Source organism: Polaromonas sp. DSP2-3-2b2 (assembly GCF_049895905.1).
Lineage (GTDB): Bacteria > Pseudomonadota > Gammaproteobacteria > Burkholderiales > Burkholderiaceae_C > Polaromonas.
The window spans coordinates 145,339-160,290 of the sequence record NZ_JAFCTH010000004.1; the positions used below are offsets into that span (position 1 = coordinate 145,339).

Annotated in this window: 17 protein-coding genes; 8 read left to right on the plus strand and 9 right to left on the minus strand. The window is 63.6% G+C overall.

The window, feature by feature from the left end:
• Positions 1-56 precede the first annotated feature (56 nt).
• The gene (locus ACP7AD_RS05785) at positions 57-974 is read right to left on the minus strand and encodes an AEC family transporter (protein ID WP_426145521.1); all 918 of its coding nucleotides are present in this window, start codon (positions 972-974) and stop codon (positions 57-59) included.
• A 102-nt stretch (positions 975-1,076) separates the two neighbouring features.
• Between ACP7AD_RS05785 and ACP7AD_RS05790 the strand changes: the two genes are divergently transcribed.
• Together ACP7AD_RS05790 and xerD are read left to right on the plus strand one after the other, a co-directional pair.
• Positions 1,077-2,048, plus strand: a complete 972-nt coding sequence (locus ACP7AD_RS05790; RefSeq protein ID WP_426145451.1) for a tripartite tricarboxylate transporter substrate binding protein BugE — start codon at positions 1,077-1,079, stop codon at positions 2,046-2,048.
• Between the two features lie 82 nt (positions 2,049-2,130).
• Entirely contained in the window at positions 2,131-3,033 is a 903-nt protein-coding gene (gene xerD / locus ACP7AD_RS05795; protein WP_426145522.1) for a site-specific tyrosine recombinase XerD, read from the plus strand.
• Positions 3,034-3,072: 39 nt separating this feature from the next.
• Here the strand turns inward: xerD and ACP7AD_RS05800 are convergent, their stop codons facing one another.
• The 3 genes from ACP7AD_RS05800 to ACP7AD_RS05810 all read right to left on the minus strand — a co-directional run bounded on the left by ACP7AD_RS05800 (position 3,073) and on the right by ACP7AD_RS05810 (position 5,638).
• Positions 3,073-4,338: a class I SAM-dependent methyltransferase gene (locus ACP7AD_RS05800; RefSeq protein ID WP_426145453.1), complete on the minus strand. Its 1,266-nt coding sequence runs from the start codon at positions 4,336-4,338 to the stop codon at positions 3,073-3,075.
• Positions 4,339-4,451: 113 nt separating this feature from the next.
• The gene (locus ACP7AD_RS05805) at positions 4,452-4,697 is read right to left on the minus strand and encodes a hypothetical protein (RefSeq protein WP_426145455.1); all 246 of its coding nucleotides are present in this window, start codon (positions 4,695-4,697) and stop codon (positions 4,452-4,454) included.
• A gap of 119 nt (positions 4,698-4,816) precedes the next feature.
• Positions 4,817-5,638: a ferritin-like domain-containing protein gene (locus ACP7AD_RS05810; RefSeq protein WP_426145456.1), complete on the minus strand. Its 822-nt coding sequence runs from the start codon at positions 5,636-5,638 to the stop codon at positions 4,817-4,819.
• Between the two features lie 124 nt (positions 5,639-5,762).
• Between ACP7AD_RS05810 and ACP7AD_RS05815 the strand changes: the two genes are divergently transcribed.
• Both ACP7AD_RS05815 and ACP7AD_RS05820 read left to right on the plus strand, forming a co-directional pair.
• Positions 5,763-6,287 (plus strand): gamma carbonic anhydrase family protein, encoded by a 525-nt coding sequence (locus tag ACP7AD_RS05815; RefSeq protein WP_426145458.1) that lies wholly within the window; start codon positions 5,763-5,765, stop codon positions 6,285-6,287.
• Between the two features lie 58 nt (positions 6,288-6,345).
• Complete coding sequence (locus tag ACP7AD_RS05820) at positions 6,346-7,314, plus strand: Hsp33 family molecular chaperone HslO (protein WP_426145460.1); 969 nt, start codon at positions 6,346-6,348, stop codon at positions 7,312-7,314.
• Here ACP7AD_RS05820 and ACP7AD_RS05825 read toward each other — a convergent pair.
• The 4 genes from ACP7AD_RS05825 to ACP7AD_RS05840 form a co-directional block, all read right to left on the minus strand.
• Positions 7,300-7,845 carry a hypothetical protein gene (locus tag ACP7AD_RS05825; protein ID WP_426145462.1) on the minus strand — a complete coding sequence of 182 codons (546 nt, stop codon included), beginning with the start codon at positions 7,843-7,845 and terminating at the stop codon, positions 7,300-7,302. The genes ACP7AD_RS05820 and ACP7AD_RS05825 overlap by 15 nt on opposite strands.
• Positions 7,846-7,911: 66 nt before the next feature.
• Entirely contained in the window at positions 7,912-8,190 is a 279-nt protein-coding gene (locus ACP7AD_RS05830; protein WP_426145464.1) for a septum formation initiator family protein, read from the minus strand.
• A 15-nt stretch (positions 8,191-8,205) separates the two neighbouring features.
• Entirely contained in the window at positions 8,206-9,489 is a 1,284-nt protein-coding gene (gene eno, locus ACP7AD_RS05835) for a phosphopyruvate hydratase (protein WP_426145465.1), read from the minus strand.
• 61 nt (positions 9,490-9,550) lie between these two features.
• Positions 9,551-11,245 (minus strand): CTP synthase, encoded by a 1,695-nt coding sequence (locus tag ACP7AD_RS05840; RefSeq protein ID WP_426145467.1) that lies wholly within the window; start codon positions 11,243-11,245, stop codon positions 9,551-9,553.
• A gap of 192 nt (positions 11,246-11,437) precedes the next feature.
• On the opposite strand from ACP7AD_RS05840, the gene coaBC reads away from it, so the two are divergent.
• From coaBC to ACP7AD_RS05860, 4 genes are all read left to right on the plus strand, one after another.
• Positions 11,438-12,718 carry a bifunctional phosphopantothenoylcysteine decarboxylase/phosphopantothenate--cysteine ligase CoaBC gene (gene coaBC / locus ACP7AD_RS05845; RefSeq protein ID WP_426145469.1) on the plus strand — a complete coding sequence of 427 codons (1,281 nt, stop codon included), beginning with the start codon at positions 11,438-11,440 and terminating at the stop codon, positions 12,716-12,718.
• Positions 12,715-13,122, plus strand: coding sequence for a hypothetical protein (locus ACP7AD_RS05850; protein ID WP_426145471.1), 408 nt, complete (start codon positions 12,715-12,717; stop codon positions 13,120-13,122). Before coaBC ends, ACP7AD_RS05850 begins: the two co-directional genes overlap by 4 nt.
• Complete coding sequence (gene dut / locus ACP7AD_RS05855) at positions 13,119-13,565, plus strand: dUTP diphosphatase (protein WP_426145473.1); 447 nt, start codon at positions 13,119-13,121, stop codon at positions 13,563-13,565. The genes ACP7AD_RS05850 and dut overlap by 4 nt, the downstream gene beginning before the upstream one ends.
• 209 nt (positions 13,566-13,774) lie before the next feature.
• A complete protein-coding gene (locus ACP7AD_RS05860; protein ID WP_426145475.1) occupies positions 13,775-14,341 on the plus strand; it encodes a glycine zipper 2TM domain-containing protein in 567 nt (188 codons plus the stop codon).
• 84 nt (positions 14,342-14,425) lie between these two features.
• Here ACP7AD_RS05860 and ACP7AD_RS05865 read toward each other — a convergent pair whose 3' ends face one another.
• Positions 14,426-14,950, minus strand: a complete 525-nt coding sequence (locus ACP7AD_RS05865; RefSeq protein WP_426145477.1) for an FKBP-type peptidyl-prolyl cis-trans isomerase — start codon at positions 14,948-14,950, stop codon at positions 14,426-14,428.
• Positions 14,951-14,952: the final 2 nt, after the last annotated feature.

Sequence of the window (14,952 nt, forward strand, 5' to 3'; positions counted from 1 at the left end):
CATAAACGTTAGAAGCCCCAAAATTAATAGCGATTGGTGATTGCTGCCCGCCGGCCTCAGGGCAGCAGGCCCAGCGCGAACGGAAGGCTCACCACGCCCAGCAGCGTGGACAGCGTGACCAGGCCAGCCACATAGCCGCCGTTGTAGCCCATGCGCGCGGCCAGCACATAGGCGCTCGACGCCGTCGGCAGGCCGGAAAACGCCAGCAAAATGCTGCTTTGCACGGCATCCAGGCCAAAGGCCCGTGCCAGGCCAAGGGCCGCCAGGGGCATCAGGAAATGCTTGATCGACAACACGGCCGCCGCCAGGGTCTTAGCCTGCGTCAGATGGCCGAACTGCATGCCGGCGCCGGCAGCCATCAGGCCCAGCACGATGGCCGAGGCTCCGAGGCGCGACAGCGTCGGCACCGACCAGGCGGGCAGGCTGAAACCCAGCAGGTTGGCCGCCAGGCCCGAAGCCGTGGCCAGAATCAGCGGGTTGCGCACCAGTTCACGCAAAAAGCCGCTGCCCGCATGCCGGGCCATCGGCCACACCGCCGCCACATTGAACAGCGGCACGCACACGCCGATCAGCACGGCGATGAGCTGCAGCCCTTGGCTGCCCGCTAGCCGCTCGGCCAGTGCCAGGCCGATAAAGGAGTTAAAGCGAAAGGCCACCTGGGCGCTGGCCGCATGTTCGCGAAGGTCAATGTGTCGGCGCAGGCCGGGCAGGTAAGGCAGGCTGTAGGCCATGGCGATGCCGGCCAGCCCCAGCGTCACGCCGGCGCCAATCAGATTGGATGTCGCCGCCAGGTCGAGCGGGCTTTTGACGATGGACTGGAACAGCAGCAGCGGAAATAAAAAATAATAGACCAGGCTTTCCACCGGGCCCCACACCGTGCGGTTGAGCGGCGTGTGGCGGCACAGCAGGAAGCCGCACAAAATGAGCGAAAAGTCGGGCAAAAGCAGCTGGGCGTAGATCACCGGGCGAAGAATAACCGCAATGGCTCAGGGTTAGCACTTATGTATATTCCACAGGTGACCGCGCCCACGGCAGCGTTTACGATTTACGTTTCTTACTGTCCCAAGGAATTGATCATGAAACGTCGCTACCTGCTGGCTTTTTCCGCGCTTGCCTTAGGCGCAGTCTCTGGCACCGTGCTGGCTCAGGGCTATCCGAACAAGGTCATCAAGCTGCAGATTCCGTTCGCGCCGGGCGGCACGACCGACATCATCGGCCGCGTCATGGCCGATCCGCTGGGCAAGGCGCTGGGCCAGGTGGTGATCGTTGAAAACAAGGCCGGCGGTGGCGGCGTGATCGGCGCGACCGAAACCGCGCGCGCGCAGCCTGACGGTTATTCGCTGGGCATGGCCACCGTGTCCACCACGGCGGCCAACCCGGCCATCAACCCGAAAATTCCCTATAACCCGCTGACGGACTTCACGCCGATCATCAACATTGCCGCTACGCCCAACATCATCGCGGTGCATCCGAGCTTTCCGGCGCGCAACTACCAGGAGTTTGTCGCCGAGCTGAAGAAAAACCCCGGCAAGTACTCGTTTTCATCGTCAGGCACCGGCGGCATTGCGCACCTGCAGATGGAACTGTACAAAAGCCTGAGCGGCACCTTCATCACGCACATTCCCTACCGCGGCTCAGGCCCGGCCCTGAACGACACCGTGGCCGGCCAGGTGCCCATCATTTTCGACAACCTGCCTTCGACCCTGCCGTTCGTGCAGCAAAAGCGCCTGATTCCCATCGTCGTGGCCGCGCCGCAGCGCCTGGCCGCGCTGCCCGATGTGCCGACGTTCAAGGAAGTCGGGCTGGAGCCGGTCAACCGCATGGCCTACTATGGCCTGGTCGGTCCCAAAGGCCTGCCGCAGGAGGTGGTGGACAAGGTCAATGCCGGCGTGAAAAAGGCGCTGGAAGACCCGGCGGTGCGCAAGCGCATCGAGGACACCGGCTCGCTGATCGTCGCCAACACGCCCGAGCAGTTCGCCGCCCAGATCAAGGCCGAATTCGACGTGTACAAAAAGGTCGTCGAAACCTCGAAGCTCAAGCTTGAGTAAGCCCCTGCCATCGTCGCCACCGCCGCAAGCTGACGATGCGTCGGCTGCCTCGCCCACCTTGCTCATGGCTGCGGCGCCCGGCATGCACCCGCAAAGCCAGTCGGCGATCGACGCGTTCATCGACGCCCTGTGGCTCGAAGACGGCCTGTCGCGCAACACGCTGGCGGCCTACCGGCGCGACCTGTCGCTGTATGCGGTCTGGCTCAATGCCAGGGAACAGCAGCAGCGCAGGCTCGACGATTCGGCGGAAAGCGACATCAAAGCCTATTTCGGGTTTCGCCATGCGGTAACTAAGGCCACCTCGGCCAACCGCTGCCTGACGGTGTTCAAGCGCTACTTTCGCTGGGCGCTGCGCGAAAACCTGGTGGCCCTTGATCCCACGCTCAAGCTGGAGTCGGCCAAGCAGGCGCTGCGTGTTCCCAAGGTGATGTCCGAGGCGCAGGTCGAGGCTTTGCTGTCGGCGCCCGACGACGGCACGTCGCTCGGGCTGCGCGACCGCGCCATGCTGGAGACGATGTATGCCAGCGGCCTGCGCGTGAGTGAACTGGTCGGGCTCAAGACTTTCCACGTCGGTCTGAACGAGGGCGTGCTGCGGGTGCTGGGCAAGGGCAGCACCGAGCGGCTGGTGCCGTTTGGCCAAGTGGCGCGCGAATGGATCGTTCGCTACATCGCCGAGGCGCGGCCGGCCATCCTGGGCGGCCAGCAGACCGACGACCTGTTCGTCACCAGCCACGGCCACGGCATGAGCCGGGTGATGTTCTGGATGCTGGTGAAAAAGTATGCGCGGCTGGCCGACATCCATTCGCCGCTGTCGCCGCACACGCTGCGCCATGCCTTTGCCACGCACTTGCTGAACCACGGCGCCGACCTGCGAGCGGTGCAGATGCTGCTCGGCCATGCCGACATCTCGACCACCACAATCTACACCCATGTCGCGCGCGAACGACTGAAGGCGATTCATGCGGAGCATCATCCGCGCGGCTGACCGGTCCATCGCCGATTTCAGTGCCGCCTTTCGGCACCGTCAGCCGTACATGAATTCTCGGTTGAAGGGGTAGGCCGACATCGCGCCCCGGAGGGCCTCGCCCTGAAAAGCCGCTGCCGGCCGCGTTGCCAGCACCTGGTGCAGCGCAATCCAGCCCTGCTCGAAGCTCATGGCGCTGCCCGCCAGGTACAGGCGGTAGGCGCGCAGAATCTTTTCGGCGCGTTCGGCGCTGGTTTCGGTTTCCAGCGCCTGGCGCGCTTCGTCCAGGTGCGCTTCCAGCGCATCGGACCAGTCCCACAGCGTGCGGCCGTAGTGGGGGCGCAGGTTTTCGGTGTCGACCATTTCCAGGCCGGCATTCGCCAAGTGGCCGAGCACGGCGCTGACATGCAGCAACTCGCCGCCCGGAAAAATATATTTTCCGATGAAGTCGCCCATGCCGGCGCCCATCTGCCGGTGCTGCAGGTCGCCTGCGGTGATGCCATGGTTCAGGACCAGGCCGCCGGGCGCCAGCAAACGCATGATCTTGCCAAAGTAGGCCGCCATATTGGCCTGGCCGACATGCTCGAACATGCCGACTGACGATATCTTGTCGAACGGCTGCGCTTGCGGCAGGTCGCGGTAGTCGCGCAGTTCGATGCGCACCCGGCGCTCCAGGCCTTTGCCCGCGATCAGTTGCCGAACATGCGCATACTGGTTGGCCGACAGCGTGATGCCGGTCGCATCGACGCCGTAATGCTCGGCGGCCCACAGCAGCAGCGCGCCCCAGCCGGCGCCAATGTCCAGGAAACGCTCGCCCGGCTTGAGCATCAGCTTGCGGCAGATGTGGTCGAGCTTGGCTTGCTGCGCCTGCGCCAGCGTCATGCTGCTGTCGCGGTAATAGGCGCATGAATAAACGCGCAGCGGGTCTAGCCACAGTCCGTAGAAAGCATCTGAAACATCGTAATGAAACTGTATCTGCGCCGAGTCCTTGTCGCGCGTGTGCGTCGCTGCCGACCGTGCCCGGGTCGTCAAGCGGGACCACCAGCGGGTGTCGCTTTGCACCGGCTTGTCGGGCAGCAGCTTGAGCATGGCGCCCATCACATCGCGCATGGCGCCTTCGAACTGCAGCTTGCCCTCGACATACTCTTCGGCCAGAGCGCCGATCTGCCCCGCCTTGAGGCGGGCAATGCTTGACCACCGGGACAGCGACAGCCTGACCGGCGCGTCCGCCGCCCCCAGCTGCTGGCCCTGTGGCAATCGCACGGCAATCTCTTTGGGCAGGCCGGAAAGGGCGGACAAAGGACCGGAAACCAGGGACTGTGGCATGAGCGACTCCTTGGGGGGGTCCGAAAAGTCTAGCGCTCTGTAGAGCGCTCTGCCATCACCTGAAATGCCCGGGGCCGGCTGGGCGTGCGGGAAGCTGCGGGTGAACCCGCGCTTCAGTCGGCCAGCAGGTCGCGCACTTCATGCGCAAGGCACAGCGACGAGTTTTTCCACCGGGCGACGTCGGCGCGCAGCTGCTGTATCTGGTTTTCGAGATGCTGGATGCGCTGCTGCTCGGCGCTCAGCCGGTTCAACATGTTTCCCTCAGGCGCGCTGACGACGCGACGGACGGCGGGTCCGCTGACTTCATCGGGTTCAAAAAATTTGATTTTTGCCTTTTGAATCAGTTGCTTCATCATCATCGCGAGTCTCCTGTTTTTCAGTCGCCCAATCGATTGCTACCAACAGTTTTAAATATATCGCCGTCCTGTCCAGCTGTGTAAAAAGGCGAATGAGCCGTTTGGACTAGGGCCGGGCACCCTCATGCGCTGGCATTCAACTCGTCCAGTTCGGCATCGCTGAAGCCCGCCTGGCGCCTGGCCTGCAGGTTCAGCGGCCCTTTCAGTCGTGGCGCGCCGTATTGCGCCGCCAGCAGCGCATAGGTGGCCAACGGCTCCAGTCCGCGCTGGGCGCACAGGACGCGGTACCAGTGGTTGCCGATGGCCACATGCCCTATTTCATCGCGCAAGATGATGTCCAGGATGCTGACTGCGCGCAGGGCCTGCGGCGTGCCGACCTTGCGCAGCTTGGCCTGCATCGGCGGCGTGGCGTCCAGCCCGCGCGCCTCCAGCGTGCGCGGCACCAGCGCCATGCGCGCCAGCACATCGACCTCGGTTTTTTGCGTCATGTCCCACAGGCCGGTGTGCGCTGCGAAGTCGCCATAGTCGTAGCCCAGGGTTTGCAGGTGGCCGCGCAGCAGGCTGAAATGTTCGGCCTCCTCGGCCGCCACTTGGAGCCAGTCGAGGTAATAGGCGCGCGGCATGCCGGCAAAGCGCCAGACCGCATCAAGCGCCAGGTTGATGGCGTTGAATTCAATGTGCGTCACCGCATGCAGCAGCGCGGCCAGCCCGTCTGGCGTGAAGGGCGAGCGCCGGGGCATGTTCAGATGCGTACGCAATTCGGGCCGAGGCGGGCAACCCGGCACACCGGTGGGTGCTGTGATGGTTTGGTCAATTGCTATTAAAAGTGTAGCTGCTTGCGCTTGCAGCGCTTGCGTGAGAAGCATTTTTTGTTGTGAATCAGGCTCCAGGAGCGCCTGCAGGGCGAGCTGGCGCAGTTCGGGCGCGGGTGGCGTGACGGTCATGCGCGGATTGTCGTTGATGCAATACGAGGGGCAGAAACCTGTCTGGAACGCATCGCCCGGCGCCTGCCTACAATCGAAAGCCGTTTTCACCACCCGCTATTCCCAAGTATTCCCAAGGAACCCCATGGCCCTTTACCAGCTGGACGATCTGCAACCTTCAATCCATGCATCGGCCTGGGTGGCCGACAGCGCGCAGGTCATGGGCGATGTGACGCTGGCCAAGGGCAGCAGCGTCTGGTTCGGCGTGGTGGCCCGGGGCGACACCGCCGCCATCAGCGTCGGCCGGGGCTCCAACATCCAGGACAACAGCGTGCTGCATGCCGACGAAGGCATGCCGCTGGTGATTGGCGAAAACGTCACCATCGGCCACCAGGTCATGCTGCACGGCTGCACGATTGGCGACGGCTCGCTGATCGGCATCCAGGCGGTGGTGCTCAATGGCGCCCGGATCGGCAAAAACTGCCTGGTCGGCGCCGGCGCGCTGGTCACCGAGAACAAGGAGTTCCCCGATGGCTGCATGATCCTGGGCAGCCCGGCCAAGGCGGTGCGGCAATTGTCCGAAGCGCAGATCGAGGGTTTAAAAATGAGCGCGCAGCACTATATGGATAATGCCCGGCGTTACAAAGCCGGCCTCAAGAAACTGGGCTGAACGCCCGGTTTTGCTTTTTTTGGGCAAAGCCCGCCAGCCACTTTTATATTTTCCAGCCATGTCCGAACTCCACAAATTTATTTTCGACGGCCTGCCAGTGCGCGGCATGATCGTGCGCCTGACCGACTCTTGGCAGGAAATCCTCAAGCGCCGGGAAAGCGCCGGCGGCTACCCGCCCGAGGTCATGCAACTGCTGGGTGAAATGACGGCGGCCGGCGCGCTGATGCAGAGCAACATCAAATTCAACGGCGCACTGATCCTGCAGATTTTTGGCGACGGCCCAGTCAAGCTGGCCGTGGCCGAGGTCCAGCCCGACCTGAGCCTGCGCGCCACCGCCAGCGTGACCGGCGCGGTCGAGGCCGGCAGTTCCCTGAGCCAGCTGGTCAATGTGAAGAACGAAGGCCGCTGCGCCATCACGCTCGACCCCAAGGACAAGTTCCCGGGCCAGCAGCCTTATCAGGGCGTGGTGCCGCTGTTTGGCGATCAGCATGAAAAAATCGAAAAACTCAGCGAGGTGCTGGAGCACTACATGCTGCAAAGCGAGCAGCTCGACACCCGGCTGATTCTGGCAGCAGACGGCAACGTGGCCGCCGGTCTGCTGATCCAGCGCCTGCCGGTCAAGGGCCAGGGCAACCTCGAAGGCCAGCTGGACCGCCAGGCCAATGAAGACCAGATTGGCGCGAACGAGGACTACCAGCGCATCGCCCTGCTGGCCGGAACGCTCAAGCGCGAGGAGTTGCTGACCCTGGATGTCGACACGATCTTGCGCCGGCTGTTCTGGGAAGAGCCTGTCACGCGCTTCGAGCCGCTCACGCCGAGCTTTGCCTGCAACTGCTCACGCGAACGCGTGGGGAACATGCTGCGCGGCCTGGGAACGGCGGAGATTGAAAGCATCATTGCCGAACGCGGCCAGGTCGATGTGGCCTGTGAATTCTGCGGCGCGCAGTACGAATTCGATCCGGTCGATGCGGCGCAGATTTTCACGCACCCGGTCCAGCAGCCGCCGCCGACGTCAACGGTTCAATAAGGGAGGCGCCTGCTGGCCGGGCGTGGAAGCCGCGCTGTCACGCTGGGCCAGCAAGGCGGTCAGCAGCCGGTGCTCGCACTGCGGGTCGCTGCATTTTTCGCACATCCAGACCCAGGGCGGGTTTTTCAGGCTGCCCGGGCGGCTGGCCTGCCTGGGCCGGCCGGCTGCCGGCAGCAGGCTTTCCACCGCCTGCAGCGCATGGGCGAGTCGCTCGTCGGCAGTGCCGTACAGCACCCGGTAGGAAACGGCAGCCAGCGCCAGCGCGTTGCGAATCGAATGATCAGTCGTTTCCAGGTCGGGCGCAGCGTCAGGCCCCGCCTTGCACGGTGCGGGAGAATTCGCGGAAAAAGGCGCTTCAAGCCCTGCCAGCAACACCAGGTCAAATCCGGGCAAGCCTGCGGGCAGGGCGTCGGCCCCGCCAGCCGTGACCAGCACGATTTGGCGACCCATGGCGTGTGCGACCGGGTCGAGGGCAGCGGCGAAATCGGACAGCTGGACTGGGCAGGCGCCCAGCAGCGCAATGTTCAGCATGGCGATCGATGCGGGTGCAGCCCGACTTGAACGGGCGCGTTGCGCGCCAGCCGGCGAGCAGGCGGCTTAATCGGTGAACTGCACGAATATTTCATTGGGCTTGACCATGCCGAGCTCGCTGCGCGCCTTTTCCTCGACCATCTCCAGGCCTTCCTGCAGATCCTTGATCTCGCTGGCCACCTGGTCGTTGCCGGCCTGGCGCAGCTTGTTGTTCGCCAGCTGCTCCTCCAGGCGCTGCTGCATCTCGCGCACGTTGGGAATGCTGCCCCGCCCCATCCAAAGCTGGGCCTGGAACAGTCCGAGCAGCACGACCAGCACGGCAGGAACCACTAAGCGCTTGCCCATGGGCTGGCGAATGCCTTAGCGCAGGTTGTAAAAAGCGGCGCGGCCGGGATATACAGCGACTTCGCCCAGGTCTTCCTCGATGCGCAGCAACTGGTTGTACTTGGCCATGCGGTCCGAGCGCGACAGCGAGCCGGTCTTGATCTGGCCGGCGTTGGTGCCGACGGCAATGTCGGCAATCGTCGAGTCCTCGGTTTCACCCGAACGGTGGGAAATGACGGCGGTGTAGCCGGCGCGCTTGGCCATTTCAATCGCGGCAAAGGTCTCGGTCAGCGTGCCGATCTGGTTGATCTTGATCAGGATCGAATTGGCGATGCCCTTGTCGATGCCTTCCTTCAGGATCTTGGTGTTGGTGACGAACAGGTCGTCGCCGACGATCTGCACGTTCTTGCCCAAGCGGTCGGTGAGGATTTTCCAGCCGTCCCAGTCGCCTTCGGCCATGCCGTCCTCGATGCTGATGATGGGGTATTTATCGACCCAGGTCGCCAGCATGTCGGTCCATTCCTGCGCGGACAGGCTAAGGCCTTCGCCGGACAGTTCGTACTTGCCGTCCTTGTAGAACTCCGAGGCGGCGCAGTCCAGGCCCAGCGCGATCTGCTCGCCGGCGACAAAACCGGCCTTGTCGATGGCTTCCAGGATCATCTGGATCGCCGCTTCGTGGTTGGGCACGTTGGGCGCAAAGCCGCCTTCGTCACCGACGGCGGTGCTGATGCCCTTGTCGTGCAGGATTTTCTTCAGCGCGTGGAATACCTCGGCGCCGTAGCGCAGGGCTTCGCGGAAGGTCGGTGCGCCGATCGGGATGATCATGAATTCCTGGATGTCCAGGTTGTTGTTGGCATGCTCGCCGCCGTTGATGACGTTCATCATCGGCACGGGCATTTGCACCGCCGCCATGCCGCCAAAGTAGCGGTACAGCGGCAGGCCGGCTTCCTCGGCGGCGGCTCTGGCCACGGCCATGGAAACGGCCAGCATGGCGTTGGCGCCCAGGCGCGACTTGTTCTCGGTGCCGTCGAGTTCGATCAGCGTGCGGTCGAGAAAAGCCTGCTCGCTCGCGTCCAGGCCAAGCACGGCTTCGGAGATTTCGTTGTTGATATGGCCGACGGCCTTGAGCACGCCCTTGCCCAGGTAGCGCGACTTGTCGCCGTCGCGAAGTTCGATGGCTTCGCGCGATCCGGTGGAGGCGCCCGAAGGCACGGCCGCGCGGCCCATCACGCCGGATTCCAGCAGCACGTCGCATTCGACGGTGGGGTTGCCACGGCTGTCAAGAATCTCGCGGCCGACGATGTCAACAATTGCGCTCATTTTTCTCTTTCAATCAAAAATTACAAACCAAAATTATTTTCAGTAAAACCGCTTTTCCTGGTCATGCCACCACTTTGAGGGGTTTGGCCGCGTCCGCCGTCTGGGCTAGGCTGGCCGCATTGCGGTGTTCCAGCGTGGCGGCAATGTAGGCGTTAAACAGCGGATGGCCATTCCACGGCGTCGAATTGAATTCGGGGTGGAACTGCACGCCGACGAACCAGGGATGCACCGCCTGCGGCAATTCGACGATTTCGGTCAGGTGCTCGCGCTGTGTGAGCGCGGAAATGACCAGGCCGGACTTGCGCAGCGCATCGAGGTAGTTGACATTGGCTTCATAGCGATGGCGGTGGCGTTCGGTTACCACGTCGCCGTAGATCTGGTGCGCCAGGCTGTTCGGCGCCACGTCGGAGCTTTGCGCGCCCAGGCGCATCGTGCCACCCAGGTCGGACTTGGCGTGGCGCGTCTTGATGGTGCCGTCGGCGTCCTTCCATTCGGTGATCAAGGCAATCACCGGATGTTTTGTGGCCGGGTCGAACTCGGTGCTGTTCGCGTCCTTCAGCCCGGCGACATGGCGCGCGAATTCGATGGTGGCGACCTGCATGCCCAGGCAGATGCCCAGGTATGGAATCTTGTTCTCGCGGGCAAAGCGGGCGGCGCAGATCTTGCCTTCGACGCCACGGATGCCGAAGCCGCCGGGCACCAGGATGCCGTCGAATGCTGCCAGGCACGACACGCTGTCGGGGCTCAAGGTTTCCGAATCGAAGTAGGTGATGCGCACCTTGGCATGGTTTTTCATGCCGGCGTGGCGCAGGGCTTCGTTGAGCGACTTGTAGCTGTCGCTCAGCTCCACGTACTTGCCGACCATGGCGATACTGACCTCAGACTTCGGATGCTCGGTTTCATAGACCAGGTCGTCCCAGCGCTTGAGGTTGGCCGGCGGCGTGTTCAGGCGCAGCTTGTCGCAGATCAGGCCATCCAGCCCCTGCTCGTGCAGCATGCGCGGCACCTTGTAGATGGTGTCCACATCCCACATCGAGATCACGCCCCATTCCGGCACGTTGGAGAACAGCGAGATTTTCTCGCGCTCCTCGTTGGGGATGCGGCGGTCGGCGCGGCACAGCAGCACGTCGGCCTGGATGCCGATCTCGCGCAGCTGCTTGGCGGTGTGCTGCGTCGGCTTGGTCTTGAGTTCGCCGGCGGCGGCAATCCACGGCACGTAGCTCAGGTGAACGAAGGCGGTGTTGTTCGGCCCCATGCGCAGGCTCATCTGGCGAACCGCCTCCAAAAAGGGCAGGGACTCGATATCGCCCACCGTGCCGCCGATCTCGACAATCGCCACATCCACCGCGTCCGGCGTGCCCAAGCGCGCGCCGCGCTTGATGAAGTCCTGGATTTCGTTGGTGATGTGCGGAATCACCTGCACCGTCTTGCCGAGGTAGTCGCCGCGGCGTTCCTTTTCCAGAACGCTCTGGTAGATCTGGCCGGTGGTGAAGTTATTGGCCTTGCGCATCCGCGTTTCGACGAAACGCTCGTAGTGGCCCAGGTCCAGGTCGGTTTCCGCGCCGTCTTCGGTCACGAACACCTCGCCGTGCTGGAAAGGGGACATGGTTCCCGGATCTACGTTGATGTAGGGGTCGAGCTTGATGAGGGTGACCTTGAGGCCGCGCGATTCAAGGATCGCAGCCAGGGAAGCTGAGGCGATTCCCTTGCCCAGGGAAGACACCACACCGCCGGTGACGAAGACAAATTTGGTCATGCCATAGTGCGAACCTGCAAGTTCGCTGAGGTGGAAACAAAGATTATAGGGGTTGGCTGTCGGGCGCAGACGGCGGCATCCCTGAAGAAACCGCTGGCCGTTTTGTCGAAACTGCCGCCGGCGGGTCTTCCCGGTTGATGCAAAGTTCAAGGGAACGCCGGCCCGCCGTGCTTAGCTGATACATTGCCAGCCATGACAAATCTAGCAAACGAGCCTGGCATCGACGCCCCCGACCTGGCGGGCAAACACATCGTGCTCGGCCTGTCGGGCGGCATTGCCTGCTACAAGTCGGCCGAACTGTGCCGGCTGCTGATCAAGGCCGGCGCCACGGTCCAGGTGGTCATGACCGAGGCGGCCGCCCAGTTCATCACGCCGGTCACGATGCAGGCGCTGAGCAGCCGGCCGGTGTATTTGAGCCAGTGGGACGGCCGCGAGCCGAACGGCATGGCGCACATCAACCTGTCGCGCGAAGCCGACGCGATCTTGATTGCGCCATGCAGCGCCGACTTCATCGCCCGGCTGGTCCAGGGCCGGGCCGATGAGCTGCTCAGCCTGCTGTGCCTGGCACGCCCGGTGGACCGGGTGCCGCTGCTGGTGGCGCCGGCGATGAACCGCGAGATGTACGCGCATCCGGCCACGCAGCGCAACCTGGCGCAACTGGCGCAGGATGGCGCCACGGTGCTTGGCGTCGGCACGGGTTTCCAGGCCTGCGGCGAAACCGGCGATGGCCGCATGCTGGAGCCCGGCGAGTTGCTCGAAGACATCATTGCCTTTTTTACGCCCAAGGTGCTGCGCGGCCAGCGCGTGCTGGTCACCGCTGGACCGACGTATGAAGCGATTGACCCGGTGCGCGGCATCACCAACCTGTCGAGCGGCAAGATGGGCTTTGCCATTGCACGCGCCGCGCGCGAAGCCGGCGCCGAGGTCACGCTGGTCGCCGGGCCGGTCGGACTGGCCACGCCGCGCGGCGTCACGCGCATCGACGTGAAATCAGCATCAAATATGCTCTCTGCGGTTGCTGGACGGGCGCGGTCAGCTAGTATTTTCATAGCAACGGCGGCCGTGGCCGATTGGCGGCCGGCCGACCCGTCGGCGCAGAAAATCAAGAAGGACGGCTCCGGCCGGGCGCCGCAGCTGGCCTTCGCCGAAAACACCGACATCCTGGCCAGCGTCGCCCAGTCGCCGGCTGCGCAGGCGGGCCGGCTGTTTTGCGTCGGCTTTGCGGCGGAAAGCCATGACCTGCTGGAAAATGCGCAGGCCAAGCGGCTGCGCAAGCAGGTGCCGCTGCTGGTCGGCAACATCGGCCCCGACACCTTCGGCCAGGACCACAATGCCCTGCTGCTGATCGACGCGCAGGGCAGCCATGCGCTGCCCCGGGCGTCCAAGCTGTCGCTGGCGCGCCGGCTGGTCGGCGAAATAGCCGGCCGGATGCAAACCCATGCGCCCGCCGGGCAGAAAGCCACGTCCTCATGATGCAGCCTTCGAATACCCCGCCCGACGGTGACTTTGTGCGCTATGTGGAACGCCTGACGGCCGCGCAGGCGGTAGCAAGGGACGGGGTGGCGGCTGGCGCGCCGATTGCGGTTGCAACTGCGCCCTTAGGGCAGGCGGGATTGCAATCGGTGGCGCGCATTCCTTTTCTGCGGCACGTCAAATGGGCCGTCGGTCTGTGGGTCGGCACGCAAATCCTGGCCCGGTTCGTCCCGGGCGCCGGGTTTTTGTTCATTCCCTTGCTCGCGGTGTATGCCGCCTGGGCGATTTACAACCTAAGGTCCAGACCGCCGGGCGCCTTCATTCTGGAACTGGGCGCCTTGGCAAGGCGCGCAGCCAAAGAAGCCCGAAAAATCCCGTCAACCCTTCCCAAAAACAAGCCATGAACATCGACCTCAAGATCCTCGACCCGCGCCTTCAGGACAAGCTGCCCGCCTACGCCACGCCTGGCAGCGCCGGCCTGGACCTGCGCGCCTGCCTGGACGCGCCCCTGATGCTGGGCGCCAACGCCTGGCAACTGATTCCCACCGGCATGGCCATCTACCTGCACAACCCCGGCTATGCCGCGATGATCCTGCCGCGCTCGGGGCTGGGCCACAAGCACGGCATCGTGCTGGGCAACCTGGTCGGGCTGATCGACAGTGACTACCAGGGCCAGCTCATGGTCAGCGCCTGGAACCGCAGTGACGTGCCCTTCACCATCGAGCCGATGGAGCGCATTGCCCAACTGGTGATCGTTCCGGTGGTTCAGGCGCAATTCAGGGTGGTCAGCGAATTTGTCGCCACCGAACGCGGCGAGGGCGGTTACGGCTCGACAGGGAAAGCCTGAGCACGCATTCGTGCCAGGCCCATGGGATGCGTGAGGTCTGTCCTACGCGTATTGCTTGCGCCATCCTACGCACGCTGAGCTTTGGACCTGACCTAAAAGCCGGTGGCCTGCCTTTCAAATCAGGGCTTCAGATTCCTTTACCCTTGGCTGAATTAAAAAGAAAAGCTCAGTCAGGACGCAATCTCAATGACTTCATCCAGGAGAATTTCATGCGCCGTATTTCCCGCTTTGTCTCAGTGACCGCTTCAGTGCTTATTTTGGCCGGTCTCGCTGCCTGCGGTACCGTGCCCATGGACAACCAGTCGTCGTACCCGGCGCCAGCGTATCCAGGCCAGAGCCCGTACCCGAGCCAGTATCCCAACCAATACCCGACGCAATCGCAATATCCGGCGCAAACCCAGTACCCCGCCCAGAACCAGCAGGGCAATTACGTGGAATACGGCCGCGTCAACAACATCGAAGTGTTCCAGAACCAGCAGCAGGCGCAGGGACCCGGCATCGGCGCTGTGCTGGGCGGTGTTGCAGGCGCGGTGGTGGGCCGCCAGATTGGCGGCGGCACCGGCCGTGACATTGCCACGATAGCGGGAGCCGTCGGCGGTGCCGTGGCCGGCAATGCGATCCAGAACAACAACCGCACTGCCAACGTCAGCCAGACCTACCGGGTCACGGTCCAGCTTGACAATGGCGGCGCGCGCGCCTACGACGTGCCGGCCACTGGCGAATTGCGCATCGGTGACCGCGTCAGGATCCAGAACAACCAGCTGTTCCGCTATTGATCCGCAGGCAGCTTGAGAAAAAAGCGGCGCCGCAGTTTGATCTGCGGCGCCGCTTTTTTCATGGGCGGATGTTCGCGGCCGTTTTCAGTGCAGCGTGTCGTTGCCGGCCGCCGTGGACTCCAGCTTGAAGAAACCGGTGCCCAGCGAGCCCTGGCCGACTTCCAGCTCTGTGGCTTCGCGCACCGACTCGACCTTGAGCGCCAGCCGGATGGCAATGCCGCCCAGCGGATGATTGCCGTCCAGCACCACATGCTCGGGGTAGATGTCGGTCACGGTGTAGATGTGCTCGGGCGGAATCTGCGCGGTGGCGCCGCTTGGCATGGCCGCGCCGTCAAACGTCATGCCTTCTTCCAGTTCAGCCGGGAAAATGCTGCGCGGCTCAAGGAACACCAGGTTTTCATCGTAGTCGCCAAAGGCGTTTTCAGGCTCCAGGTGCAACTCCAGCGTGTCGCCGGCCGCATGGCCGAGCAGCGCTTCCTCGATGCTGGCCAGCAGGTCCTTGCCGCCGAGCAAAAACTCGACCGGCTCGTCAAGTTCGTCCAGCACATCGCCCAAAGTATCTTTCAGCGTCCAGGTCAGGGCAACGACGCATTGCGGGGTGATTTTCATCG

Bases quoted from the DNA above. Each gene is read 5' to 3' on its own strand.
- ACP7AD_RS05790 (WP_426145451.1), top strand. From the start codon at position 1,077: ATGAAACGTCGCTACCTGCTGGCTTTTTCCGCGCTTGCCTTAGGCGCA.
- xerD (WP_426145522.1), top strand. From the start codon at position 2,131: ATGCACCCGCAAAGCCAGTCGGCGATCGACGCGTTCATCGACGCCCTG.
- ACP7AD_RS05800 (WP_426145453.1), bottom strand. From the start codon at position 4,338: ATGCCACAGTCCCTGGTTTCCGGTCCTTTGTCCGCCCTTTCCGGCCTG.
- ACP7AD_RS05805 (WP_426145455.1), bottom strand. From the start codon at position 4,697: ATGATGATGAAGCAACTGATTCAAAAGGCAAAAATCAAATTTTTTGAA.
- ACP7AD_RS05810 (WP_426145456.1), bottom strand. From the start codon at position 5,638: ATGACCGTCACGCCACCCGCGCCCGAACTGCGCCAGCTCGCCCTGCAG.
- ACP7AD_RS05815 (WP_426145458.1), top strand. From the start codon at position 5,763: ATGGCCCTTTACCAGCTGGACGATCTGCAACCTTCAATCCATGCATCG.
- ACP7AD_RS05820 (WP_426145460.1), top strand. From the start codon at position 6,346: ATGTCCGAACTCCACAAATTTATTTTCGACGGCCTGCCAGTGCGCGGC.
- ACP7AD_RS05825 (WP_426145462.1), bottom strand. From the start codon at position 7,845: ATGCTGAACATTGCGCTGCTGGGCGCCTGCCCAGTCCAGCTGTCCGAT.
- ACP7AD_RS05830 (WP_426145464.1), bottom strand. From the start codon at position 8,190: ATGGGCAAGCGCTTAGTGGTTCCTGCCGTGCTGGTCGTGCTGCTCGGA.
- eno (WP_426145465.1), bottom strand. From the start codon at position 9,489: ATGAGCGCAATTGTTGACATCGTCGGCCGCGAGATTCTTGACAGCCGT.
- ACP7AD_RS05840 (WP_426145467.1), bottom strand. From the start codon at position 11,245: ATGACCAAATTTGTCTTCGTCACCGGCGGTGTGGTGTCTTCCCTGGGC.
- coaBC (WP_426145469.1), top strand. From the start codon at position 11,438: ATGACAAATCTAGCAAACGAGCCTGGCATCGACGCCCCCGACCTGGCG.
- ACP7AD_RS05850 (WP_426145471.1), top strand. From the start codon at position 12,715: ATGATGCAGCCTTCGAATACCCCGCCCGACGGTGACTTTGTGCGCTAT.
- dut (WP_426145473.1), top strand. From the start codon at position 13,119: ATGAACATCGACCTCAAGATCCTCGACCCGCGCCTTCAGGACAAGCTG.
- ACP7AD_RS05860 (WP_426145475.1), top strand. From the start codon at position 13,775: ATGCGCCGTATTTCCCGCTTTGTCTCAGTGACCGCTTCAGTGCTTATT.
- ACP7AD_RS05865 (WP_426145477.1), bottom strand. From the start codon at position 14,950: ATGAAAATCACCCCGCAATGCGTCGTTGCCCTGACCTGGACGCTGAAA.